Here is a 23090-nt window from a genome sequence, read left to right as displayed (position 1 = left end):
GCAGCCGTCATCCCTGCGCAACTGCGAAGCAGTTGTCGCTGGAGGTGCGAGCCTTGCGATGCGCTCGCATCGCAAGGTGTGCCTCGAAGGATGGGCCACAGACGCTTGCAGCTCATCCTTCGAGGCGCGCAAGGGCGCGCACCTCAGGATGACGGAGTGCTTGTGGATAGATAAGATCGCAGGCTCATCGCCCGTGCGACCGCGCACGACAAACAAGATGGTCGAGCGAGATGAGCCCGGGCCCGTAAGCCATGATGCCGAGCGCCATCGCCGCCCAGGTGAGGTGGATCGGCCAGCCGTCGGGCACCGTGAGCTCGACGATCACCGTCATGAACAGCAGCCCGAGCGCTGCGAACCGCGTGCCGAGCCCCAGCACCAGCAGGATCGGGAACATGATCTCGCCGCAGCCCGACAGGAAGGCCATCACCGTCGGTGCCGGAAAGTGATAGGGCCCGCCCGGCAGATGCAGCATGAATTCGTCGCTGAACAGCGTCACCGCGGTGTCGTTGAGCTTGAGGAAGCCGCCCCATTTGAGCAGGCCCGAGCGCCAAAATGGCACGGCCAGCGCGAGGCGCAGCACCAGCTGGACCAGCGATGGCGTCGCGAGCGTCTGCACGAGATGATTGGCTCTGTCGATGATTGCTCCGGGCAAGGGCAGGCCGCTGGCGGTCGTCATGTGCTGGTCCGTGATCATGATGGGTCTCCGCAACAGAGCGAGGTGAAGGCGCCGGCTTCCATCAGCCCGGCGATGTTCGCGGCGATGTCGAATTCGCTTGCAGCCTCCAGTGCCGCCGCCGCGGCCTCGCCGAGCGGTCGCCCTGACATGAGAAGGTGCGCGAAGACCGCGCCGCCGGGTGGCAGGCGGCGCACGGCGACGTCGAACTCGCCTCGCGTGACCAGCGCATCCTCCGGCGTCGAGGCATCGATCCGCATGACCGGCGCGTTGTCGCGGTTGGCCGCAAAGATCGTCACGGCGGCGTAGTCCGAACGCAGGCATCGTGCGGCCGGGTGCGGAATGAACACCAGATCAGCCAAGCGATCGGGTGTCACCGCCACGAGCCGGGCCGGCGATAGCGGGGCGGCGTCGGCGGCGTGATAGGCATCGAGCCAGGCCCGTTCGAGACGCGCGACGTCGGCGAGCCAGGGCATATCTTTCGCATGCTCGTAAGCTTCGATGAACTCCGGGAAATCGCAGCCGTATTCGAACAGCAGCGGCGATGTTGGCGGATGGCTGCGCACATGCAAGCGCGCCATCGCGCGGAAGAAGTCGGTGCCGGTGATGCGCTGCACCGCCGGATAGATCGCGGCCAGCGCGTCGATCAGGCTGACCGTGACGTTGTTGCGGTAGACGTCGTAGCGCCGGCCGGCGGCTTTGCCGTTCGGGCCGGTGACCAGCTCAGGCGTGCTGCGTGCCGGATCCAGCAGCGCCGGCGCGAACGATGCGGCAAAGGACAAGCCGGGTTCAGGCAGCATGACGGTCTCCTGCCATTGCTGCGGACTGACGGCGGTCGAGGATCGCCTGGGCTGCAGCGGCCTCCGCTTGCAGCACCGGCCAGTCCGGAATCTTGCTGTCCCATTCGATCAGCGTCGGTACCGGCCCGCGGCGTTGGATGACGATTTCGTAGAGCTTCCAGACGGCGTCCGCGACCGGGCCGTCGTGGCTGTCGATCAACAGCAGGTCACCCTCGTCGTCGGCCTGCTCGGCATGCCCGGCGAGATGAATTTCCTCGACGCGCGACAGCGGGAAATCAGCGAGGTAGTCGAGCGCCGAATATCCATGGTTGGTCGCGGAGACGAACAAATTGTTGACGTCGAGCAGCAGGCCGCAGCCGGTGCGCTCCGCAACGGCGCGGATGAATTCGGTTTCGCGCATCGAGGATTCGCGGAAGGCGAGATAGGTCGACGGGTTTTCCAGGAGCAACGGCCGGCGGATCGCCTCCTGCACCTGGTCGATGTGATCGCAGACGCAGGCCAGCGTCGCGGCGGTGTAGGGCAGGGGCAGCAGATCGTTGAAGAAGCTGGTCTCGTGCGTCGACCACGCGAGATGCTCGGACACCAGCGCGGGCTGATAGCGCGCGACCAGGCCGCGGAAACGCGCCAGATGCGCCTTGTCGAGCGGGCGGGGTCCGCCGATCGACATGCACACGCCGTGCAGCGAGAGCGGATGATCGCGGCGGATCGCCTCCAGCGCGCGATGCGGCGGCCCGCCAGCGCCCATGTAGTTCTCGGCGTGGACCTCGAAGAAGCCGCGCCGAGGCTTGGCCTCGAGAATTGCGGGGAGGTGCTCGGGCTTGAAACTCGTCCCGGCAACACCGCCGATCGGCGTTGCGAAGCGGAGCGGCAACGCTGCTGGCGGGGCCGGATTGATTGTGCTCATCGTGCTGCTCCGTTCGCGCTTCCCGTTGCGCCGGCCGTTACACCGGCTTGAGCGAACCCTTCTTGCCGCCCGGCAGCTCGATGCTGGTGCAGGTGCCGCCCTGGACGAATTTCCAGGCATTGCCCTGGAAGTCGACGGTCGAGGTGCCCTGGCAGGTCGTGCCCGGTCCCGCCGCGCAATCGTTCTGGCCTTTCAGTGCGACGCCGAAGCACTTCTCTTTCTTGGCGGCGACGGCGGCATCGGCTTCGGCCTTGGTCAGAGGGCCGGCGGAGGCAAGCGTTGCGAGCGCGGTCGACACCGCACCGGCGAGGACGAGAGAGGTCACGGCATGTTTGACAGACATCAGAGGTTCTCCTGTTCGAGGTGGCATCGCCTGGGCGGGGATGCGCGCATGGTCTCCTTCGCTCCGCGCGCCGCCCGCGTTACGGCGGGCTGCTCACGAATCCGTGAGACCGAGTGGGTCGGGCGCACGGCGGTGCGCTTGGGTGGGGATTAGTGGGCAAGTGGGCGGCCAAATCCAATGCCTTGGCGCTATCGACACGTTAGAGCGAGAGCATTGGATGCGTCCTACCAAACTTGGCAGAGGTAACGGACGGTAGGAAATCTGCGTAGAGCGATGACAGGAGCCGTGCCCACCCAAAGGCGGATACAACCATGAACGTCGATCCCGGACGCCAGCTTCGTGCGATCGCAAGGATGACGGTGAGCATCCGCCTTGCTGTGTCCGCGCTGGTCCTCACGGCGATCCTGCTGACCGCGGCGCTTTCCAGCCTGCTGTGGTGGCGCACGGCGGAGGCGGCCAGCCGGCAGCTCGCCTCGACCATCAACGAGCAGATCGTGGCGGCGGTGCGCAAGGAAGTCTCGGCCATCGTCGACGAGGCGCGGGCCGCGCACACCGCGATCCGCACCCTGTTCCTCCAGAACGTGCTCGACACCCGCGAGGCCGACAAGCGCGAGTTCGTCTTTCTCTCGCAATTGCAATCGCAGGCGACGATTTCCTGGGTCGCGTTCGGCTGGCCCGACGGCTCCTTCTTCGCCGCGCACAAGCTCGGCGATCGGCGCCTGGAGATGATGGAGATCTCGCTGACGGATCATCCGGGGCAGCGCCGCGTCGACGAATATGACGTGGTGCCCGGCGACATCGAGTTCGCCAACCGGCGCTTCGAGCCGACCGATTTCCGCGTCGCCGATCAGGCCTGGTTCAAGGCCGGGCTCGGCGCGGACGACCCGCAATGGTTCAGGGTGATGGACCATGCGACCGGCGAGCGCCCGTCGATCGCTTTCGCCGGACCGATCGACGTCTACCAGGAACGGCAAGGCGTGCTTGCCGTCATCATCGAATATACCAGGCTCGCGCGCTTCCTGTCGCAGCTGGAGGTCGGGCGCACCGGCACCGCCTTCATCGTCGACGGCAGCGGCGAGCTCGTCGCAGCGCCGGACAAGGACGCCGACGAGCTCCATCCGGCGCGCGGCGACACGACGCTGCTGCCGCTGGCGCGCGCAGCGCTCGACCAGGCGGGGGAGGCCGGCCGCAAGGAGGCCTGGCGGAGCCGGCTCACCTCGGGCGGCGCGGCCTATGAGGTTGCGCTGACGCCGCTGCCGTTTCCCGGCTGGTCGCTCGCGACCGTGATCCCCGAGGCCGAATTTCTCGGGCCGGTCGAGACGACATTGCATCGCCTGATCCTCGGTCTTGCCGTCGGCGCCGTGCTCGCGGCGCTGGCCTCGGCGATGCTGGCGCGGTCCGTCATCGCCGCGCCGCTGTCGCGCGTCGTCGGCGAGCTGCGCCATGTCGAAGCCTTCGCACTGGAGCAGGTTCGTCGCCATCCGTCGCGGCTCAAGGAGATCGCGAGCCTGTCGGGTGCAATCGCGGAGATGGCGGCCGGCCTGTCCGCATTCCGCAAGTTCATCCCGGCGGATCTCGTCCGCGGCCTGCTGCGTCAGGGCGTCGAGGCGCGGCCGGGCGGCAGCATCCAGGAGCTCAGCGTGATGTTCATCGACATAGCCGGCTTCACCGGATTGTCGGAGCGGCTCGGCGATCGCGTCGTGCCGCTGCTGTCGCGCTATCTCGACCTCACCTCGGAGATCATCGTCGCCAATGGCGGGACCATCGACAAGTTCATCGGCGATGCCGTGATGGCGTTCTGGGGCGCGCCGCAGGCGCAAGACGATCACGCCGCGCGATGCTGCCGCGCCGCGCTCGCCTGCCGCCTTGCGGTCGAACAATCCGGCCTCGTCGACGATCTCGGCCAGCCGCTCCAGATCCGCATCGGCATCAATTCCGGCCGCATGCTGGTCGGCAATATCGGCTCGGAGCTGCGGCTGAACTACACGGTGATCGGCGATGCCGTAAACGTTGCGAGCCGGCTCGAAGGCGCCAACAAATCTTACGGCACGCAAATCCTGATCGGCGCGGCGACCGAACGTCTGGCGCGCGGCGCCGTCGTCACGCGCGAGGTCGACAGCATCGCGGTTTACGGACGCGAGGAGGGGCTGTCCGTTCACGAGCTGATCGGGATGGTGAACGATAATGCGGCGGGCAGCGACACGATCGGCTGGATCGCGGATTACGAACGCGGTCTCGCCGCCTATCGCGCGCGCCGATTTGCCGACGCACTCGCCGATTTCGAGGCCGTGCTGAGGCAACGCGGCGACGATCGTCCGGCCGAGCTGATGCGTGACCGCTGCCGTCGGCTCGCTGCAGCTGCGCCCGACGTCACTTGGCGGCCTGTGGCGGCATTGACGTCGAAATAGCCGCGCGGATTTTGCGACGTCATGCGCGTGCCGCGCATTCCGCAGGCCGAGCCCTTGAGCTCGCCGGGGGCCCATAGTAAGGATCGCCTGGGTCTGCAGGTCACCCAGGCGTCAGCGTCCCGCGAAGCTTCTGCGTCATCTCAAGGCCGGCGCACTCGAGGCGTGGAAGGCGCGACATGACCGCAAATCCGGATGCATTGCCGCTCGCCGGGCCTGCTCCGGTCTCGGTGCAGACCTCCCGCGGGATCTTCCAATGCGCGGTCGCAGGCGAGGGGCCCGCCATCCTCGCCATTCATGGTGGCATGGGCGGCCACGACCAATCCTGGCTGCTCGCGCGTGCGCTCGCCTCGACGCTCGGCGACAAGCGGGTGGTGGCCGTGTCTCGCCCGGGCTATCTCGGCTCGCGCCTGGAGCTCGGTGCCTCGCCCGACGAGCAGGCTGATCTCTATCGCGAGTTGCTCGATGCGCTCGGGATCTCCAATGCGGCGGTCGTCGCGGTCTCGGCCGGCGGCCCCTCGGCGCTGCAATTTGCCGCGCGGCATCCCTCGCGCTGCCGCTCGCTGGTGCTGGTGTCGGCCTGCACGGGGCGACTGCAAACGCCGCCGGACATCGCCGGGCGGCTGCGCATAATGCGCCATCTTGCGCGTCTTCCCGGATTGCCTCGGCTCCTGAAGTGGCGAGCTGAACGAAATCCGCAATCCGGTGCGCGCCGCGCGATTCCCGATGACGCGATGCGCGAACGAACCTTGCGCCATCCCGAGGCAGCTCTCTTATTGCGCACCTTGCAGTCGAGCGTGCTCGAGCATCTGCACGCCAGGATCCCCGGGACCGTCAACGACATCGCGCAATTTGCCGCGCTGGAGCAATTGCCCGCAGGAACGGTCTCGGCGCCTGCTCTCGTCGTGCACGGCCGCGCCGACGACGTGGTGGCCTTCTCGCATGCCGAGAACGTCTGCCGCGCAATCCCGCAGGCGAAGCTGCTGGCGCTCCCCGACGGCGGTCACGTCTCGCTGTTCACGCATCTGGACGCTGTGCGCAAGGCGGCCGAGCCGTTCCTGGACGGGCGCGACGATGCTCCGCAACCTCATCGCATCAGGGATCTCCATGAAGGCAACGCTGCTCAATCCTGAAAGCTACACCCGCGCGCCGTGGAAGAACGGCGGCGGCATCTTCACCGACATCGCCGACGCTCATCGGGCCGATGCGCCGCGGAAGGACTGGGACAGCCTGCTCTGGCGCTTTGCGTCGACGCCGATTCTTGCGCCTGGTCCCTTCTCCCATATGCCCGGCATCGACCGCTTGCAGATGGTGGTCGAGGGGCGCGGACTGGTGCTGAAGTCGCCGACGCAGGAATTCGACGAACGCGAACCTTTTACGACGGTGCGTTTCACCGGTGAGCTCGAGATCGTGACCGAGCTCGAGGCGGGTCCCGTCGAGGTCGTGAACCTCATGGCGCGGCGCGGTGCGGCGGAGATCGACCTCCTCGCGCTGAAGGAGCCCGGCGAAAGGCCGCTCGCCGCCGGCACGCATCTGGTCTACGCCCCGCGTGGCGAATGCCGCATCCGTCTCGACCATGAGGATTTTTCGATTCCCAGCACCGGCGCGCTGAAGCTCGAGCTGGCCGGGCCGTCGCAGCTCGTGCTCGTCTCGGGCCTGGCGGTGCTGGGGTCGATCCGGCTTTTGGGGTAGAACTTCAGACCAATGCGCACAATCCGTGCAACTGGCTAGGTTGACGCCGCCCGGCCGGCGCACGATATCTGCTTCGCAAAGACCGCACCCCGAGGGGCAGGATATGAATGCGCCAGATACATACGCCCCCACGCAGGCCGACGGCGTCATCGACTGGCTGACCAACGGCACGCGCGACGAGCGCTACATCGACGACATCTTCGCGCAGATGTGCATCCGCCTGCAGCAGGCGGGCATTCCGGTGCAGCGCGCGACGCTCCATGTGCTGATCAATCACCCGCAATGGCTGGGCGCCCGGATGATGTGGTCCGACGGGATGCGCGAGGCGGAGATTGCGTTGGTCGACTACGATGTGCGCGAGCGATCCGAATATATCGGCAGCGCCGCCAACGAGATCCATGACGGCGCCGCCGAGGTGCGCGAGCGGCTCGCGCAGGATTCCGCGCATCGCCGCAAGCACGCCCTCTATGACGAGATGCGGGCCAAGGGCCTGACCGACTATGTCGCCTGGCCGCTCTACCATACGCTCGGCAAGCGGCACATCGTCACTTTCGCGACCGCCCGGCCCGGCGGGTTCGACGATGCGCATGTCGCCGGCCTGAAGAAGCTGTTGCCGGTGCTGGCATTGGTCAGCGAGATCCGCATCAAGAACCGGCTGGCGCGCACGCTGCTGGAGACCTATGTCGGCACGCATGCCGGCGAGCTGATCCTGGCCGGCGCCACAAGGCGCGGCAGCGGCACGACGGTGCGCGCCGCGATCATGATCTGCGACCTCAGGGACTTCACCAAGATCTCCGACAACTGGCCGCGCGACGACGTGATCGACCTGCTCAACGACTATTTCGACGCGATGTCGGAGCCGATCGCGCGGCACGGCGGCGAGATCCTCAAATTCATCGGCGACGGGCTGCTCGCCATCTTCCCGCTGCATCAGCCGAACGCCTGCGCCAATCTGCTGCACGCGGTGGGGGAGGCGAGGGGAGCCATGGCCGCGCTCAACGAGCGGAACAGCGGAAGCGGCCGCGCGCCGCTGAATTACGGCATCGGCGTCCACGTTGGCGACGTCATGTACGGCAATATCGGATCGGCCAGGCGGCTCGACTTCACGGTGATCGGCCCGGCCGTCAACATGGCCTCCCGCCTGGAGACACTGACCAAGACGCTCGGCAGGAACGTGCTGCTGTCACGCGATTTCGCCGAGCTGGTCGAGAAGCAGTTCGCGCTGGAGCATGTCGGCAGCCACGAGGTGCGCGGCTTCAACGCTCCGATCGAGCTGTATGCCTATCCGGCTCGCGCTACTTCCGGTTAGTTCCGCTGGTGTTCGGCAGGGCCTGCTGGCCGCCCTGGGTTTGCCTGGCCGGATCGTTGTCGCCCGGCCTCATCGTTGACGACTTCGCCGGTGCATTCGCGCCGCCGCTGTTGGCGTCCGACGAGGTATTGAGGCTGGAGGCGCCCGCGCCGGTGGTGCCGCCGGTGCCGGTCGAATTGATGCTCGAGCCCGTCCTCGACGCACCCGCGCCGCTTTGCGCGAAGGCGGAAGGAGACGAGGCGAGAGCCGCGATGAGCCCTGCGATGACGAGTGCTTTCATGTCCGCTCCTGTGCTCGGCCCCAGGCGGCCCCGGCCCGGCGGTCCGGGGGCGGGGCTTTGAGCCGGGGCCGCCATTTGCCGGAATGGTGAGACGCCGGCGAAAGGCCAATGCGCGGCAGCGCGTGGTCGTTCCAAATCCGATGGCGCGGCCGCAAACCCGCTGAACTACGCCGACCAGCGATCCTGCTCTTCCTGGTGCGCGTGCTCGTTCAGCCGGTCGGCGAGCTCGTCCGCGATCTGCTCGGTCTCGGCCGAGGCCACCGGCTCGCCCTTGTGGGTCTTCAGCTTGTCCTTGTCGGCTTCAATCGGAAAATCGTCGGGTGTCAGTCCGGTCGTCTTGTTCATGGCGCGCCTCACTGCATCCAGTTGCGGAAAACACACGAGGCGGCGTCAGGCGCCGCCGACCGCCCGCGTGATGGTGCCGCTCCCGCCGCAGGTCGCGCAAGGCGCGCCATCGATGCGCCCCTTGCCGTGACAATCGGGACAGACGTCTTCGCCGGTGCCCTTGGTTCCGGGCGGGGCTTCGTCACCGGGATTGAGCGCTGCTTGCGTCGGGATCTTTACGTCTTGCGCGTGGGCAGCCTTCGTCTTGGTCATCTGCGCCTCCTCGAAAACACCGCAACGCGCCTTGCCGCAGAAAGTGCCAATCGGTCGGCCAGAGAACCGAGCGCCTATTGCCGATGCGGAACTCTCCGAATAGGCTTGGCGCACATCGTCCAACGGTCCTTCCATCGGCCGCGCCTTCATGCCCAAATTCCTCCGCATCGGTGTCCATCAGTCCAACGTCTCCGGATACACGTCGAAGGCGTGGTGCGTCAGGCGGGTCGGCTCGGCGGTCTTCCTGAAATGGGGCGCGGTCGAGGTGCATGGCACAGGTGCTGCGCGCAAGGTCTATTGGTCGCGCCTGCCGCAGGAGAAGACCGTTCGTTGCGGCAGTGCGCAAGCCGCGCAGGACTACACCAAAGCCGCGATCGCGCGGCGCCGCAGCCATCGCTATGAGCCGCTGACCGGCGCGATCGCGAACCGGCGGCCGTCGGCCGCACGCAGCGCCGAGCTCAAGCAGGCGCTCGCCACCATCCTGATCGTCGACATCGTCGGCTCCACCGCGAAGGCGGCCAAGCTCGGCGATGCGCGCTGGACCAAGGTGATGGGCCATTACTACGCGGCGGTCCGCAAAGAGCTGAAGACGTGCGGCGGCAAGGAAGTCGTCACCACCGGCGACGGCGTGCTGGCGACCTTCAGGAAGCCCGCCGCCGCCATCGCCTGCGCCAGCGCGATCCAGAAAGCCGTGCGCACGCTCGGCCTCGAGATCAGGGTTGGCCTGCACACCGGCGAATACACCATCAGCGGCGGCGAGATGGTCGGCCTCGCCTTCCACATCGGCACCCGTATTGCCGCGAAGGCGCGCGCCGGCGAGGTCCTGGTGTCGAGCGCGGTGAAGGAGCTGATGACGACGCAGACGGCGATCGGCCTGCGCGATCACGGCGTGCACCGGCTGAAGGGCGTGCCGGAAAGGTGGAGGCTGTGGCGGGTGGAGGGGTGAGGGCGGCTCTTTGCCGAGCCCCGAGGTTTCATTTCGGGAACCGAGATGATCGACGTCCCAGTGTTTCCGACATTCCGTTAAACCTAAAAACACCAAGCGCCTTTACGGGTCCTTCGCCACTCCTGCCCTAGCCTTCACGGCGGCTGGGGCAAATTTGATGGGCTTCTTCGCGCGGCTTCGCGACTCCTTCTCCGTGGGCGACACGAGCGATCCGCTCGGCCGTGCGCTGCTGGTCGAACAGTTCCGGGTTTTGCGCAAGCAGGTGCCCGTTCTCTACGCCATGCTCCTGGTCAACAGCATCAGCGTCGGGCTGGTCCTTCCCAACACGATATCGGCGTGGCTGCGATTTGCCTTGCCGGCCGCCCTTCTGGCGGCCTGTCTGTTTCGGCTCGCCCAGTGGCTGCGGCTCAAGAAGGCCGATTTCACCGCCGAGGAGGCGTATCTCGAGCTTGCAAGAGTTCGCACCGCCACGGTGGTGCTCAGCTCCGGCTTCGTGATCTGGATCCTGGCGCTGTTCATGGTCGTCGATCCCGGTCTGCGCGCCTCGGTCTCGCTGCTTCTCTTCATGGGCTGCGTCGGCACCGCCTACTGCCTCGGCAGCTTTCCGCCCGCGACGCGGCTGACGATGATCATCGCCGGCGCACCGATCGCCACGCTCCTCTTGCTCTCGGGCGAGGGGATGCTGGTCTCGGTCGGGATCAATCTCCTGGTGTTGCTCGCTCTGCTCGCCCGGATGATCAACACCAATTTCCGTTCCTTCGTGAAGCTGGTCGAGACCCACGGACGGCTGTCCGAGGAGGGTGACCGCGCGCGGGCCGCAGAGCAGACCGCGACCGCCTTCGCCGAGCGCTTCGACAGGGCGCTCAACAACATGTCCCATGGCCTCTGCTTCTTCGACGACGATCAGCGCCTGATCGTCTGCAACAGGCAATATCTCGAGATCTACGATCTGGATCCGAAGCTGGTCCGGCCCGGCATGAAGCTGACCGAGATCGTCGATCTCCGCTATTCGGCCGGCAGCGCGCCGAAGATGTCGAAGCAGGACTATCTGGTCTGGCGCAACAGCGCTCCGGTGAGCGCCGAGAATTCGGATACCACCGTGGAATTGACCAACGGCCGGATCGTGCGGATCAAGCATCGCCCGATGGAGGGCAAGGGCTGGGTCGCCACCCACGAGGATATCACCGAGCGTCATCGAACCGAGATGGCGCTTGCGGAAGCCAAGACGGCGGCCGAGCAGGCCGAAGCCGCCGCCCGCGCCGCTCACACCCATCTGACCGAAGCCCTCGACGTCGTCCCCGAAGGACTTGCCGTTTTCGACAAGGACGATCGCCTGGTGCTCTGGAATCATCAATACGCCGAATTCTACACGGCGAGCCGGGAAGCCCTTGCGGCCGGCACGCCGTTCGAAACCATGCTTCGAACGGGCCTTGCCGCGGGACAATACCCGGACGCCGCGGGGCGCGAGGAGGCGTGGCTCGCCGAGCGCCTCGCGCACCACGCGCTGCCGCACCATTCGCACGAGCAGCATCTGGCGGGCGACCGCTGGGTCCGCGTCGAGGAACGGCGTACCAGCGACGGCGGCAGCATCGGCGTCCGCATCGACATCACCGACCTCAAGCGCCGCGAGGCCTCGTTCCGCCTGCTGTTCGAGGAGAACCCGCTTCCGATGTGGGTGGTCGACGCCAAGCGGCGGCGCCTCATCGCCGTCAATGGCGCGATGTGCCGGCACTACGGCTATTCCCGCCACGACCTGCTCGCGATGTCCGAACGTCAGCTCGAATATTGCGAGCGACAGGACGCAGAGCAGGACTACGAATTGCACAGGACCGCCGACGGCGAGGCTATCCAGGTCGTGATCGAATCCCGGCCGCTGGTCTATGAGGGCCGTCCGGCCCATGTCTGCGTCGCCTTCGACGTCACCGAGCGCAATCGGGCGCAACAGCGGGTGAGCTATCTCGCGGGCCACGACGCGCTCACGGAGCTGCCCAACAGGGCCGCGCTGGGTGAGCATCTCGGCGATGCCATCGAGCGCGCGGAGATCACGGACGGCGCCTTCGCGGTGCTCTGCATCGATCTCGACCACTTCAAGGCGATCAACGACCGCTTCGGTCATGCCGTCGGCGATGCCGTGCTGCGCGAAGCCTCGCGCCGGCTGCAGGAGGCCGCGCAGGGAGCTTACGTGGCGCGCGTCGGCGGTGACGAGTTCATTGGCGTCACCGATGAGCTGCCGCTGCCGGCGACCGCCGAGCTGCTTGCGACGCGCATGCGGGCGCAATTCGAGCGTCCGATCGAGGTCGACGGCCACGCGCTCAAGATCGACCTCTGTGTCGGCGTTGCGCTCTATCCGCGCGATGCGGACAACGCCGCCTCGCTGCTCGCAAACGCCGATGCCGCGCTCTATCGCGCCAAGCACGAGGGCAGGGGAGCCATCCGCCTGTTCACCAGCGCGATGGACCAGCAGCTGCGCGACCGCCGCGCGCTGGAGCACGATCTGCGCCTCGCGGTGGAGCGGGGCGAGTTCTATCTCGAGTACCAGCCGCAGCATCATCGGGACGGCACGCTGATGGCTTACGAGGCGCTGGTGCGCTGGCGGCATCCGTTGCGCGGTGTCATTCCTCCGGGAGAGTTCATCCCGATCGCGGAGCAGAGCGGCGCCATCGCGCAGATCGACGATTGGGTGCTGATGGAGGCGTGCCGGGAGGCGGCGTCATGGGATCAGCCGCTGCGGGTCGCCGTCAACGTCTCCGCGGCCCAGTTCCGCCGCGAAAACCTCGATGCGCAGGTCCGAAGGGCGCTGCGCGAGAGCGGGCTGCCGGCCGCGCGGCTCGAGCTCGAAATCACCGAAGGTGTCCTGATCGAGGACGTGCCGCGCGCCAGGCGGACCATGCAGTCGCTCAAGTCGCTCGGCATCCTGATCGCGCTCGACGATTTCGGAACGGGCTATTCGTCGCTGTCCTATCTCGAAGCGTTTCCTCTCGACCGGATCAAGGTCGACCGCTCCTTCGTCGCCGCTCTCGGCCAGAGCGAGCGCTCGCTCGCCATCGTCCGCGCCGTGATCGGCCTCGCCCACGGGCTCGGCGTCCCCGTCCTCGCCGAAGGCATCGAGACCGAGGCCCAGATGTCGCTCCTCGTCCAGGAAGGCTGCGACGAGATGCAGGGCTATCTCTTGGGGCGGCCGCGGCGGCTGGAGGCGGCGGCGGAGAAGGTGAGGCGGGCGGCGTCTTAAGGGATGCGCGCGGATTGGAGTTTCAGTCGACTTTGATTCCAGGAGGTGAGGAGCGCGTCATCGGAGCGGACAATTGGTGGTCGTGACGATAAAGATTCCACGACGCATCCGTTTTGAAGCAACGATGTCGCAACTCGATCCGACGTTGCGGAGCCACTCCGAAGCTCCACCGTCCTCGGCAAGGGTATCGCTTGGGTTCGAGACGAGGTAAGCGTTGTTTTCCATGCCGACCATGCCCCAGCTTTCCCAATCCAGCATGACCGCGTCTTTGTCTGCGAACCACCCTTCTGCCGCGTCGCTGTGCGTGTGCGACCAAGCTAAGAACCGAAGTTCATCCTTGACTCGCGGCACTGCCCAGAATGTCCCGCCGATCAGCGTGAGCATCACCGCAAGCGAGATGACGATCGAGCGCGCGCGGGATGACTTCCTCTCGACGGCTGCCCAGATGCAGAGCCCGATGCAAACCAAGGCCATCGCGGGCAAGTAGAGCGAGATGAGAAGGAGAAACGTGCGAAGGCTCTTATCCCACGCAAACGGAGCTGCAGTCACGACTGCGGCAATTGCGGCAATGAAGGGCAGCCACCGCAGGGTGCGTGATTTTTCTTCGGGGGCTTGAGCAAACGAGGTCATGGGTCTCAAGTTTAATTACGATGATCGTCCAGTACTGTCACCGTAATTCCGGGCTCGGCGTCCCCCTCCTCGCCGAAGGCATCGAGACCGAGGGCCCAGATGTCGCTCCTCGTCCAGGACGGCTGCGACCAGATGCAGGGCTATCTGCTGGGGCGGCTGCGGAGAAGGTTAGGCGGGCGGCGTCTTAATTGTCGCTCCCCATGTCGGAACCCGGGCCGGCCGTTCGTCTTGAATCCGTGTCGCCTCGAACCGGAGTTCTGCGTAAATGGCCCCGCGCGCCAATTGGAAAGGCTTCCTGAGACTGTCCCTCGTCACCTGCCCCGTGGCGCTCTATCCGGCCACGTCCGAGAGCGAGAAGATCTCGTTCAACCAGCTCAACCGGCAGACCGGCCACCGCATCAAATATGTGAAAGTGGACACGGAAACCGGCGATGAGGTGCCGAATGAGGACATCGTCAAGGGCTACGAGCTCGAGAAGGGCCAGTACATCGAGGTATCCAAGGAAGAGCTCGAGGAGATCGCGCTGGAGTCCACCCGCACCATCGAGATCGACGAGTTCGTCGACAGGTCGGATATCGACCCGCGCTATTTGATCCGCCCCTATTACATCCGCCCCGACGGCAAGGTCGGCCACGACGCCTTCGCGGTGATCCGCGAGACCATCCGCGAGATGGACAAGGTCGCGATCGGGCGGGTGGTGCTGACCAACCGCGAGCACATCATCGCGCTGGAGCCGATGGACAAGGGCCTGGTCGGCACCCTCTTGCGCTACCCCTACGAGGTGCGCAGCGAGCAAGACTATTTCGACGACATCCAGGACGTGAAAGTCACCAAGGACATGCTCGATCTCGCCCGGCACATCGTCAACCAGAAGGCCGGACGCTTCGAACCCGACAAGTTCGAGGATCATTACGAGACCGCGCTGATCGAGCTGATCAACGAAAAGCGCGCCGGCAAGGTGATCCGGCCGAAGGAGCGGCCGAAGGGCGAGAACGTCGTCGACCTCATGGAGGCGCTGCGGCGAAGCGTCGGCAAGGAAGCCGGGAAGCAGGCCGCGCCCGCGAAGGCAGACAAGCCCGCCAAGAAGCCGAGGAAGGCGGCGGCCGGCCAGAAGGAGATGCTGATGCCGATCGCGGGCAAGAAGGCGGCCGCCAAGGAGTCGTCTGCGAAAAAGCCGGCCTCAGGGGCGCGGCGGAAATCGGCATGAAGCATCTTCAGCGTCCGCGGTACGCGAAGGTCCTTGCCGCAGGCCTCAAAGGCCCTCGTCAGGGCACTCCGGACAGGTATCGCCGATCGAATCGAGGACATCGTTGATCTCAGCGACGGCCTGATCGGCGGAGACGCCGTCCGGTGGATCCTGGCGCGCAAGCTCGACCGCGCGTTTCCGAGCGTGCGGGTCGGCACGATCCTTGGCCCAGCCGTGCTCCTCGCATTCGTTGATCGCGCCAGCCTCCTGCAGCACATGAATGGCCCATCCGCGCAAGGTCCGGATCGCCGGCCGTCTTTCCCTGGTCATCAGCATGCAAGATCGCTCCTGCGGGACGAATCCGCGCTACCGCCCGCTCGTTCCCGGCGGTTAGCACGGGTCAGGGATTCCCAAACGGCGGGGCTGATCTTGTCCACGTGTTCCGGCGGGCTGTGGAGAAGGCGAAGTGTTGACGCGGGGTCTGCATGCGCCGCAAGCACGCGACCGAGCCAGGCGGGTCCCTGCTGGGGAACCCGGTGCCGAGAGACGACTTGAGTGGTCATCGGTTTCGGAGGAAAAGCCCATGGCCATTGATGCGTTCGCTGGCACCACGCCGGTGTTTCTCCCTGAGCAATTCTTCGTCGGCCGCCTGGAAGGATGGGCGGTGGTCGAGAGCCTCGTCGGCGGGCTGTTGAAGCGGGCGACGATTACGGCGCATGGCGAGTTGGACGCGGACACCGACACAGTCGTCCTGACCGAAACCTACACCTTCGATGACGGCCACAGCGACACGCTGCGCTGGACGATCCACAAGCTGGGCGAGGGTCAATACACCGGCCATGAGAACCGCCTGGAAGGCGAAGCCACCGGCGAGCAGGCCGGTTGTGCATTCCATTGGACGTACACGCGCGACACGCCCCAAGGCGATGGAAAGTCGTTCAAGCTGAACTTCGATGATTGGCTCTATGCGATCGACGACCGCGCCTGCATCGTGCGCGGCAGTGCAGGGCGCGCGGGCATTCCGTTCGCGACGGCGCATGTGACTTATCGGAAGCTTTAGGTCTGGGATCGCATGGCAGTTTCTCCGATGGACCTACGATGAGGAGTTAGATGACCCTCGGTCCACGCCCTCGCAATCGGCCACGCCTGCAAGACTGGTAACGTCCTCGGCATCACGCGCCGTCGCATGGCTTCTGCACTCAGCAGCCGATGCGGGAGCGACTTTGGCGAAAGTGTTCGACGTGACGCGACTTCAGACATGCGGGGATGCGGGTGTGCGTCACGCAATGGTGAGCATACCGATTTGCCATTCGCGCAGCCGTGATCGTTCACCGCGTGTTTTTCCCGAGCGCATACCCACCTAATGTTCATCCAAGAAATTCGAAGGAAACGCGTTCAACAGAGCAGCCGATTCGAGCCAGCGCGAATGCTCCGCACGAAAACAACAGCCGTTCGGAGCACGACCATGACTGGATTCAGGACCTTTGTTATTGCAGCGATGATGTCGATTTGCGCGATAAGCTCTGCAAGCGCCCAGTGCCCATTGTGGGCGACTCAAAATCCAAACTTGTTTCAGGCGCAATATCCCGACCGGGATGTGTTGAACGACTGCGAACTGACGCCGGCAGGCAGAATGGGCCTGGAGCGTCCTGGCGGCGCGGCTCCCTTGTTTGGGCCCAACAGGGCTTATGAGACAACGCCTGGCGTTGCCCAGCACCACGGCTTTCACCACCGAACGCGGTGAGTATCTGAAAATAGATCCGGATGGTCGGATTCCGGCGGAGAAAACCGTAGCGCGCCAAGTCGAATGACCAGAAAATCAATCCGCGCACTTTCGGTACACGACCACAGCGACACGCTGCGCCGGACGATTCACAAGCTAGGCGCGGGTCGATACAGCGGCCATGAGAACTGCCTGGAAGGCGAAGCCACCGGCGAGCAGGCCGGTTGTGCATTCCATTGGAGGTACGGGCGACACGCCCCAAGGCGACGGAAAGTCGTTCAAGCTGAACTTCGATGACTGGTTCTATGCGATCGATGACCGCGCCTGCATCGTGCGCGGCAGCGCCGGGCGCGCCGGCATTCCGTTCGCGACGGCGCATGTGACTTATCGGAAGCTCTAGGTTCGGACTACGCGCCCCTGCAGTCCTGCTCCCCCCTGCGCGTCCTTACTTTCTCGCGATTAACATTTTTGAATCGCGAACGCAGCGAAGCAAAGTACCGTGGCCGTTTCCCGGGAAGGGATCTTCTGGCGCTGATTGACCAGAGCGGGGGCGGGGGCGTTGAATTTCCAGGTTACGGTATTGAAGATCCTGGTGAGCTATCCGGACGGCTTCGCCGTCATGGAAGACCTCAAGCGCGACATGGCCATCCTGGCGACCAGTGGCCCCGATTGGGCCGACCGGACGAGGCGTCTTGCCAGCCGGGTGCCGGACCTCGACATCTTTTCGCAAGGCCTTGTCGAGCGCATCAGCGGTGGCTGGAGAGTGACGGCCAAGGGGCGAGACGTCTTGGCGTTCATGGAAGCCCGCCCGGCACCAAGCGAGCCAAGCCTGGCGTCCCCGGTCAAAGAGACGCCCCCACCGGTAGTCGAGATTGCTCCGGTTTCCCCGCTGCCGCAGCCAGCTGACCGTGCCAAGCGGCGGCGCGAGCGCCGAGAGCGCCGCCGCGAAGCCCGCGAACGGGCGAGGGCGAACGCGTCCTGAAGCGGGATTGAGGTCCGCACGAACATCTCTGCTCGTGCCAAGACAACAGCAGCAGTTTTGGAATGCTCTCCAGTGCCACCACGCTACTTGACGAAATCGATACTCCGGCACTTCCAGTCATCGAGCGGAAATTCAAACGATAAGAAACCTCATTGGGCACGGCAGCCTTCACTCGCTTCGCTTCTAATGTGTGTCGCTGGCTCTCCTAGCTGAAGCTCGCCGCAACAGTCCGTCGTCGCTTCCGCTGCGCTCCAGCTATGCCGGACACCGCGCTTCGCCCTTCGGGCCTCTGCGTGGCTGTGCCACGCGCCGGTGATCGGCAGCTTTTGGTGGTGCAAGGCGGACGTTCGAACACGCAAGTTGCAGAGAGGTCCAAGAGCGGACCAAATCGCGCCGCTGCGCGCTTAATGGGCGTTTAACGCTTTTGCGCAACAGATGGATCACCAGCGCGGAATTAGTCCTAGTTACGAGTGCGAGCCGAGCTCCCAGGGAGGGGAATCGGATGGGACTGCTTTTTGTTGGAGTGCTGGCAGGAGTCCTGATCGGCTTTGGCTGGTTCGCGCCTTCCCGAGGGTATTTCCTTGGGTGTGCGTCACGACCCTGTTTCGACCGGGTTGCGGTCGCCCGACCCCCGCAGCCAACGCCGGCGGCACTGGCGCCGGATCCCGTGATCGTCAAACCGAATTCTGCAACTCCGGGAAGGTCAGGCAAGAAATCATCACCAAAGAAGAGCGGATCGGTCGACCTCGCCAAAGCGGCGTCACTGCGGACGAGGACCAGCGTCCCAGCATCCGAACGGCCCGCGGAAGACTCAGATCCTGTCCTAGAAAAGGCGAAGGTCACCATCGCGACGAAGATGGAGGATCCAGGATCGGCCGAATTCACCGAAATGAAGCGCACGATGCGAAAGAACACGCTCGGACGCCCCGTGGATACGATTTGCGGGCGTGTGAAAGGAGGAAGCGCATCAGGGGGCGAGACCGCAGAGAGACCGTTTCTTTATCTCGTGAAGGAGGATGAAGCATATGTCGTCGACGGCAAGTCGGGGTCGGCGGCGTCAACGGCCTATAGAAATATCTGCAATTAGGGAATGCGTCGGCTGCGGCAGCGCGCGGTCCGCGCCGAAATGAATTTGAGCGGAAAGAATTTCCACCCAGGCGCCAGTTAAACCGCAGTGGACAAGGCACTGGCGGCGGCACTGCGCCGCTCTCGTGATGATCATTCAGGATGAATGCAGCAGCAGGGGACAAGCAATAGGGAATGGGAATATCGCGGAAGCTCTTTTTATCTCGAGGAAATCATGGACGACATAACCAACTCCTCAAAGCGGCTCGATGGGTCACTTCACTTGCCGGTTCTGGTGTTCGTCGAACCGCTCCTGTTGCCTCGCACATGTATTCTGAACGTCCTCAGGCGGGAATTGGCGGAATTCGAGATCCTAGACATGGCAACGGTCGAAAGCCTGGACTGCACATCAACCCGCGATGTTCGTCTGGTGGTGCTGAGTATCGCAGACAAGCCCATCGACGATCCCTCGGTTGAGGGAAGTCTCGCCTTCGTTGCGGAGTGTTGTCCCAACGCCGCCGTTGCAATTCTGTCAAACCATGACGACGAGCCGACCGTGCAGGCCGCGATGCAGCGGGGTGTGCGCGGCTTTCTTTCTACCTCGCTGCCGATCGAGATTGCCATAGCTGGCCTGCGCCTTGTCCTTGTCGGCGGCGTCTACAGGCCGTTGCCCGTCGCCGGGATGAACAGGATACCGGATTTCGAGCCGCCAGATGCGCGCGGGCTTGCGCGCGCATCTCTTGTGAACGAGGGAGCCGGAGTGACTATCGAAAGGAGCGTGCCGGATCTCACGCCTCGTGAGCAACAGGTTCTGGCGGAATTGGCGCTCGGCCTGCCCAACAAGCTGATCGCCGCCAAATTGAACCTGTCGGAAAGCACAGTCAAAATGCACATCCAGCACATCATGAGGAAATGTGCTGCGCACAATCGGACGGAAGCCGTGCTGCGCTGGCGCGGCCGGTTGCCGTCGCAGGGGCACGACCCCGGCGCAGGTCCGATGCAGGAGACTTAGTCCTCTCTGAATGCATTACGGAAGCAGTCGAGCAGGGGCCTGAGCGCGTAGAGAGCCACGGTACCGCGCCCTGTCGTGATGAACACTTGAACCGGCATGCCGGGGACGATCTGGATGTCGTTTGCGACGATCTGCGCGTCATCGATCCGGATTTTGGTCGCGTAGTATGGCTGGTCCGTGCGCTTGTCGAGGAGCCGGTCTGCGGACACGTGCACGACAGTTCCGATCAGGCGAGGCACGCGACGCTGATTGTACGGTACGAGGTGAACCTCGGCATTGAGGCCGGGATGAACCACATCGATATCCTCGGGCCTCAGGCGCGCGGTCACGATGAGACGGTCTTGCCGGGGTACCAGGTCCATGAGCGGAGCGCCCGCTCCGATGACGCCGCCGGCTGTATGAATCCGCAAATCGGTTATCACGCCGTCCTCTGGCGCCTTGACCTCTGTTCGCGATAGCTGGTCCCTGGCCGCAAACAACCGCTCGCGGAGCTGGAATATCTGGTTCTGTGCTTCACGAAGCGACTGTGCGATCTCGTTCTGCCTCTCGCTCTCGAGCTTGAACAATGTGGCCTGCTGTTCGCTGATGACTTGCGCGGCGCGGGAAATCTGCGCGGCGATCTCGCCGCGGCGGCCCTCAACGTCGGCCAGTTCCCGCTGCAGGTTCAGAAGTCGCGGCCGCCGTTCGAGCCCCTTGTTGACGAGGGTCGTGACCATATCCAGTTCCTCCCGGACGATGCCGACCCGCTGCCCGGTGGCGCTCTCCTGTGCCGTGAGACCTTCGATCTCCTTTTCGACTTGACGCCTTCGTTCGCGAATGACCGCAAGCTGCGACTCGTGGACCTGCAGGCGCGCCTGGAAAATGAATTGCTGCGCCGACAGTGCAGCGGCGGCCACTCCGCTCTGCCTGCTGTCCTGTTCCAGCGCGTCCGGAATTGCGATCCTCTCGAATCTCTGCTGCTCGGCCTGAAGCCGAGCGGCACGAGCAGCTGCATCCCACAATTGGCCTTGAAGGCTCTGCACCTCCGAGCTCGCCCGGGTGTCCTCCAGCGCGATCAGCGTTTGGCCGCTGCGCACGATGTCGCCATCCGAAACCAGGATCTTGCTGACGATACCGCCTTCCAGATGCTGGATCGTCTTGCGACTCGATTCCGATTCCACGACGCCGGACGCGATCGCGGCGCTTTCGAGAGGCGCGAGGCTCGCCCATGTACCAAGCCCCAGCATGAAGCAGAGCACCAGCAGATTGCCCGCGACGGTGATAGCGCGAAGCCTTCCGCGTGGCGAGGTCGGCGTAGGCGTCGAGCACCATGGAAATTCCAGAGGCTCGAAATCGTCGATTGCGGTTACCACGACGCCAGATCGTCGGGTCGGCGTGGGGCGCGACGGCCCTCGTACGAACCGGTCCCAGATCATGGGAAGTCTGGCGACGGCAGGATGCTTCCAGATGGTGAGAGAATTCCAGATCATGGCGCAACCTGTGAAGTAACCTGGGGTCGGCTCAGGTGCCGTTCAAAGATGTCCTCGCTGTCGCCGAACGCGGCGACCGCACCGTCTTCCATGATGGCAATCTTGTCCGTGGCGGCGAGGAGACCCATCCTGTGAGTGACGACGACAAGGATGACGCCCGCGAGCTTCATGCGCTCGATGGCATCCAGGAGCATTCGCTCGCCCCCGTAGTCGAGGCTGGCGTTGGGTTCGTCGAGAACGATGAGGCGTGGACTGCCGAAAAATGCGCGGGCAAGACCGAGGCGCTGCCGATACCCGCGTGAGAAGATGGTTTCACTGTGAACCACCGTGTCGTAACCCTGCGGCAGGCGCATGATCGCCCCATGGATTCCGGCGAGCTTGGCCGCTTCGACGACCTTTTGCCGGTCCGCATCTTCAAGGCGTGCGATGATGTCGTTGATGGTATCGCCGATCAGATTGATATCCTGGGGGAGATATCCGAGGCCGTCGCCGTTTCGGGTCTCGCGAAGCAGCGAAACGTCGGTATTGTCGAGGAGGACACGGCCATGCGTCGGCATCGACAGCCCGGCGATCACCTGGCCGAGCAAGGACTTGCCTGACCCGGACGGACCGATGATGCCTAGGCATTCTCCGGGCATGAGGCTGAAGGAGACGCCGTTCAGCAGAAGATGGTCGGTCCCCGCAAGCCACACGCCCACATTGTCGACGACGAGGCCGCTTCGCGCCTGCGGCGGGAAAACCCCGGCGCTCTCCTGCCGGGCGACGGGGAATGCGGCGAGAAGTGCGCCGAGCCGCTGACAGGCGCTCACGGCCGTCACGAGTGATTTCCAGCCTGCGACCGCACTTTCGACCGGCGCGAGCGCCCGGCTGAACATCAGCGTAGAAGCAAAGATGATTGCCGGACTTTTCCCGTGATCGAGGACGAGCCACGCCGCAGCCCCCATGATCAAGACCTGCGACAGCGCGCGAACCGGCTTGGCGACGAGAGAAACGATCTCGCCTCGCCGGAGCGCCACATCGTGCTCTCTGCGCGCGTGCTGCGCGTCACGGTGGATCATGCGCGCGGCGCTATCGAACATTCCCATGGCGCGGATCATGTGGATGTTGCCCGCGGCAGTCTGAAGGCGACCGTAGCTTCTGGAGAGCGCGGCGCCGGACCTGAGCAAAACGTCTTCCGTGACCAGCTCTCCGGCGACCGTGAGTGCGAACAGGAAGGCGACGCAGCAGGCGCCCACCACGCCAAGCAGGGGATGGATCAGAACGAGGACAAGGAGGAACAAGGGCGCCCAGAGCGCGTCGAACAGCATCGTACATGAGCCGGACTCGACGAACTGGCGCAGCACGGTGAGGTCCCGATATGCGCCCGACGCTTGCGTCCAATCGCTGCGAAACGCCGATTCGAGGCCGGCCGAAAGCACGCAGGGACGAAGGCGATCGTCGAGCCAGGCGCCGAGGCGTCCAAGGACGGCGCGCCGCAATGCATCGAACACGCCGCCGACGACCACTGTGATCGCGACGATGAGCGTGAGCAGGAGCAACGTGTCGCCGCTCCGGCTCGACAACACCCGGTCGTAGATCTGAAGAAGATAGATGGAGGGCGCAAACAGTAGCAGATTGTAACTGCAGCTATATGCGAATACGAGACCTAGCGGTCCCACGCAGGACCGGAGGGCTGTGTGCAGTGGCGTCCGGATCTGCGGCAGGATGGGCAACCGAATGGGCGGCATCAGCATGATCGTCACCGCCTGAAATCGAGGTCCGGCGCACTTGAGGTCAACGCAATCCGGCAAACGCATCGGTAGATCTTTGGCGCGAAATCCGGGACCGGCGGCCGCGGCAGCCGGT

Annotated in this window: 22 protein-coding genes and 1 pseudogene; 12 read left to right on the top strand and 11 right to left on the bottom strand. The window is 64.8% G+C overall.

Annotated features, from left to right (window positions below):
- Positions 1-184: 184 nt before the first annotated feature.
- Genes DCG74_RS00270 through DCG74_RS00255 form a run of 4 tightly spaced genes read right to left on the bottom strand, consistent with a single transcriptional unit; the run spans position 185 to position 2720 of the window.
- A complete protein-coding gene (locus tag DCG74_RS00270; RefSeq protein ID WP_172788166.1) occupies positions 185-694 on the bottom strand; it encodes a DoxX family protein in 510 nt (169 codons plus the stop codon).
- Positions 691-1473: a DNA-binding domain-containing protein gene (locus DCG74_RS00265; RefSeq protein ID WP_172788167.1), complete on the bottom strand. Its 783-nt coding sequence runs from the start codon at positions 1471-1473 to the stop codon at positions 691-693. The genes DCG74_RS00270 and DCG74_RS00265 overlap by 4 nt, the downstream gene beginning before the upstream one ends.
- Entirely contained in the window at positions 1463-2377 is a 915-nt protein-coding gene (locus DCG74_RS00260; protein ID WP_172788168.1) for a DUF692 domain-containing protein, read from the bottom strand. Before DCG74_RS00260 ends, DCG74_RS00265 begins: the two co-directional genes overlap by 11 nt.
- Positions 2378-2414: 37 nt before the next feature.
- Positions 2415-2720 carry a DUF2282 domain-containing protein gene (locus DCG74_RS00255; RefSeq protein WP_172788169.1) on the bottom strand — a complete coding sequence of 102 codons (306 nt, stop codon included), beginning with the start codon at positions 2718-2720 and terminating at the stop codon, positions 2415-2417.
- Between the two features lie 311 nt (positions 2721-3031).
- Between DCG74_RS00255 and DCG74_RS00250 the strand changes: the two genes are divergently transcribed.
- From DCG74_RS00250 to DCG74_RS00235, 4 genes are all read left to right on the top strand, one after another.
- Positions 3032-5128, top strand: coding sequence for an adenylate/guanylate cyclase domain-containing protein (locus DCG74_RS00250; protein ID WP_172788170.1), 2097 nt, complete (start codon positions 3032-3034; stop codon positions 5126-5128).
- 176 nt (positions 5129-5304) lie between these two features.
- The gene (locus DCG74_RS00245; protein ID WP_172788171.1) at positions 5305-6258 is read left to right on the top strand and encodes an alpha/beta fold hydrolase; all 954 of its coding nucleotides are present in this window, start codon (positions 5305-5307) and stop codon (positions 6256-6258) included.
- Positions 6233-6817 carry a HutD family protein gene (locus DCG74_RS00240; protein ID WP_172788172.1) on the top strand — a complete coding sequence of 195 codons (585 nt, stop codon included), beginning with the start codon at positions 6233-6235 and terminating at the stop codon, positions 6815-6817. The genes DCG74_RS00245 and DCG74_RS00240 overlap by 26 nt, the downstream gene beginning before the upstream one ends.
- Before the next feature lie 103 nt (positions 6818-6920).
- Positions 6921-8126, top strand: a complete 1206-nt coding sequence (locus tag DCG74_RS00235) for an adenylate/guanylate cyclase domain-containing protein (RefSeq protein ID WP_172788173.1) — start codon at positions 6921-6923, stop codon at positions 8124-8126.
- On the opposite strand, the gene DCG74_RS00230 is transcribed toward DCG74_RS00235, so the two are convergent.
- The 3 genes from DCG74_RS00230 to DCG74_RS00220 all read right to left on the bottom strand — a co-directional run bounded on the left by DCG74_RS00230 (position 8113) and on the right by DCG74_RS00220 (position 9003).
- The gene (locus DCG74_RS00230) at positions 8113-8406 is read right to left on the bottom strand and encodes a hypothetical protein (RefSeq protein ID WP_172788174.1); all 294 of its coding nucleotides are present in this window, start codon (positions 8404-8406) and stop codon (positions 8113-8115) included. The two genes, DCG74_RS00235 and DCG74_RS00230, sit on opposite strands and share 14 nt — an antisense overlap.
- Before the next feature lie 165 nt (positions 8407-8571).
- Positions 8572-8751 (bottom strand): hypothetical protein, encoded by a 180-nt coding sequence (locus DCG74_RS00225; protein ID WP_172788175.1) that lies wholly within the window; start codon positions 8749-8751, stop codon positions 8572-8574.
- A gap of 45 nt (positions 8752-8796) precedes the next feature.
- Positions 8797-9003 (bottom strand): hypothetical protein, encoded by a 207-nt coding sequence (locus DCG74_RS00220; RefSeq protein ID WP_172788176.1) that lies wholly within the window; start codon positions 9001-9003, stop codon positions 8797-8799.
- 148 nt (positions 9004-9151) lie between these two features.
- Between DCG74_RS00220 and DCG74_RS00215 the strand changes: the two genes are divergently transcribed.
- Entirely contained in the window at positions 9152-9949 is a 798-nt protein-coding gene (locus DCG74_RS00215) for an adenylate/guanylate cyclase domain-containing protein (protein ID WP_172788177.1), read from the top strand.
- 157 nt (positions 9950-10106) lie between these two features.
- On the top strand, positions 10107-13178 hold the full coding sequence (locus DCG74_RS00210; protein ID WP_172788178.1) for an EAL domain-containing protein: 3072 nt from the start codon (positions 10107-10109) through the stop codon (positions 13176-13178).
- A gap of 57 nt (positions 13179-13235) precedes the next feature.
- On the opposite strand, the gene DCG74_RS00205 is transcribed toward DCG74_RS00210, so the two are convergent.
- Positions 13236-13808, bottom strand: a complete 573-nt coding sequence (locus DCG74_RS00205) for a hypothetical protein (protein ID WP_172788179.1) — start codon at positions 13806-13808, stop codon at positions 13236-13238.
- Positions 13809-14073: 265 nt separating this feature from the next.
- Between DCG74_RS00205 and DCG74_RS00200 the strand changes: the two genes are divergently transcribed.
- Positions 14074-15015 carry a Ku protein gene (locus tag DCG74_RS00200; protein ID WP_172788180.1) on the top strand — a complete coding sequence of 314 codons (942 nt, stop codon included), beginning with the start codon at positions 14074-14076 and terminating at the stop codon, positions 15013-15015.
- Between the two features lie 45 nt (positions 15016-15060).
- Here the strand turns inward: DCG74_RS00200 and DCG74_RS00195 are convergent, their stop codons facing one another.
- A complete protein-coding gene (locus tag DCG74_RS00195) occupies positions 15061-15330 on the bottom strand; it encodes a hypothetical protein (protein ID WP_172788181.1) in 270 nt (89 codons plus the stop codon).
- A gap of 247 nt (positions 15331-15577) precedes the next feature.
- On the opposite strand from DCG74_RS00195, the gene DCG74_RS00190 reads away from it, so the two are divergent.
- From DCG74_RS00190 to DCG74_RS00170, 5 genes and pseudogenes are all read left to right on the top strand, one after another.
- The gene (locus DCG74_RS00190) at positions 15578-16054 is read left to right on the top strand and encodes a DUF3833 family protein (RefSeq protein WP_172788182.1); all 477 of its coding nucleotides are present in this window, start codon (positions 15578-15580) and stop codon (positions 16052-16054) included.
- A 786-nt stretch (positions 16055-16840) separates the two neighbouring features.
- Positions 16841-17117 (top strand): annotated as a pseudogene (locus DCG74_RS00185) (DUF3833 family protein); the annotation flags it as partial.
- A gap of 159 nt (positions 17118-17276) precedes the next feature.
- Positions 17277-17699 (top strand): hypothetical protein, encoded by a 423-nt coding sequence (locus tag DCG74_RS00180; RefSeq protein ID WP_172788183.1) that lies wholly within the window; start codon positions 17277-17279, stop codon positions 17697-17699.
- Between the two features lie 502 nt (positions 17700-18201).
- Complete coding sequence (locus tag DCG74_RS00175; protein ID WP_246708952.1) at positions 18202-18786, top strand: hypothetical protein; 585 nt, start codon at positions 18202-18204, stop codon at positions 18784-18786.
- A gap of 213 nt (positions 18787-18999) precedes the next feature.
- On the top strand, positions 19000-19776 hold the full coding sequence (locus DCG74_RS00170) for a response regulator transcription factor (protein ID WP_172788184.1): 777 nt from the start codon (positions 19000-19002) through the stop codon (positions 19774-19776).
- Here DCG74_RS00170 and DCG74_RS00165 read toward each other — a convergent pair.
- The gene (locus tag DCG74_RS00165) at positions 19773-21245 is read right to left on the bottom strand and encodes an HlyD family type I secretion periplasmic adaptor subunit (protein ID WP_172788185.1); all 1473 of its coding nucleotides are present in this window, start codon (positions 21243-21245) and stop codon (positions 19773-19775) included. The two genes, DCG74_RS00170 and DCG74_RS00165, sit on opposite strands and share 4 nt — an antisense overlap.
- Entirely contained in the window at positions 21242-22978 is a 1737-nt protein-coding gene (locus DCG74_RS00160; RefSeq protein WP_172788186.1) for a type I secretion system permease/ATPase, read from the bottom strand. The genes DCG74_RS00165 and DCG74_RS00160 overlap by 4 nt, the downstream gene beginning before the upstream one ends.
- Between the last annotated feature and the right edge of the window lie 112 nt (positions 22979-23090).

The sequence above is a fragment of the Bradyrhizobium sp. WBAH42 genome (assembly GCF_024585265.1).
Lineage (GTDB): Bacteria > Pseudomonadota > Alphaproteobacteria > Rhizobiales > Xanthobacteraceae > Bradyrhizobium.
This window is presented reverse-complemented; position numbering and strand designations above follow the sequence as displayed.

Excerpts from the sequence above, each read along its gene's own strand:
- DCG74_RS00205 (WP_172788179.1), bottom strand. The coding sequence starts at position 13,808 with ATGACCTCGTTTGCTCAAGCCCCCGAAGAAAAATCACGCACCCTGCGG.
- DCG74_RS00235 (WP_172788173.1), top strand. The coding sequence starts at position 6,921 with ATGAATGCGCCAGATACATACGCCCCCACGCAGGCCGACGGCGTCATC.
- DCG74_RS00175 (WP_246708952.1), top strand. The coding sequence starts at position 18,202 with ATGGGACTGCTTTTTGTTGGAGTGCTGGCAGGAGTCCTGATCGGCTTT.
- DCG74_RS00195 (WP_172788181.1), bottom strand. The coding sequence starts at position 15,330 with ATGCTGATGACCAGGGAAAGACGGCCGGCGATCCGGACCTTGCGCGGA.
- DCG74_RS00250 (WP_172788170.1), top strand. The coding sequence starts at position 3,032 with ATGAACGTCGATCCCGGACGCCAGCTTCGTGCGATCGCAAGGATGACG.
- DCG74_RS00230 (WP_172788174.1), bottom strand. The coding sequence starts at position 8,406 with ATGAAAGCACTCGTCATCGCAGGGCTCATCGCGGCTCTCGCCTCGTCT.
- DCG74_RS00210 (WP_172788178.1), top strand. The coding sequence starts at position 10,107 with ATGGGCTTCTTCGCGCGGCTTCGCGACTCCTTCTCCGTGGGCGACACG.
- DCG74_RS00160 (WP_172788186.1), bottom strand. The coding sequence starts at position 22,978 with ATGCTGATGCCGCCCATTCGGTTGCCCATCCTGCCGCAGATCCGGACG.
- DCG74_RS00270 (WP_172788166.1), bottom strand. The coding sequence starts at position 694 with ATGATCACGGACCAGCACATGACGACCGCCAGCGGCCTGCCCTTGCCC.
- DCG74_RS00190 (WP_172788182.1), top strand. The coding sequence starts at position 15,578 with ATGGCCATTGATGCGTTCGCTGGCACCACGCCGGTGTTTCTCCCTGAG.
- DCG74_RS00170 (WP_172788184.1), top strand. The coding sequence starts at position 19,000 with ATGGACGACATAACCAACTCCTCAAAGCGGCTCGATGGGTCACTTCAC.
- DCG74_RS00200 (WP_172788180.1), top strand. The coding sequence starts at position 14,074 with ATGGCCCCGCGCGCCAATTGGAAAGGCTTCCTGAGACTGTCCCTCGTC.
- DCG74_RS00245 (WP_172788171.1), top strand. The coding sequence starts at position 5,305 with ATGACCGCAAATCCGGATGCATTGCCGCTCGCCGGGCCTGCTCCGGTC.
- DCG74_RS00260 (WP_172788168.1), bottom strand. The coding sequence starts at position 2,377 with ATGAGCACAATCAATCCGGCCCCGCCAGCAGCGTTGCCGCTCCGCTTC.
- DCG74_RS00215 (WP_172788177.1), top strand. The coding sequence starts at position 9,152 with ATGCCCAAATTCCTCCGCATCGGTGTCCATCAGTCCAACGTCTCCGGA.
- DCG74_RS00165 (WP_172788185.1), bottom strand. The coding sequence starts at position 21,245 with ATGATCTGGAATTCTCTCACCATCTGGAAGCATCCTGCCGTCGCCAGA.
- DCG74_RS00265 (WP_172788167.1), bottom strand. The coding sequence starts at position 1,473 with ATGCTGCCTGAACCCGGCTTGTCCTTTGCCGCATCGTTCGCGCCGGCG.
- DCG74_RS00225 (WP_172788175.1), bottom strand. The coding sequence starts at position 8,751 with ATGAACAAGACGACCGGACTGACACCCGACGATTTTCCGATTGAAGCC.
- DCG74_RS00255 (WP_172788169.1), bottom strand. The coding sequence starts at position 2,720 with ATGTCTGTCAAACATGCCGTGACCTCTCTCGTCCTCGCCGGTGCGGTG.
- DCG74_RS00220 (WP_172788176.1), bottom strand. The coding sequence starts at position 9,003 with ATGACCAAGACGAAGGCTGCCCACGCGCAAGACGTAAAGATCCCGACG.
- DCG74_RS00240 (WP_172788172.1), top strand. The coding sequence starts at position 6,233 with ATGAAGGCAACGCTGCTCAATCCTGAAAGCTACACCCGCGCGCCGTGG.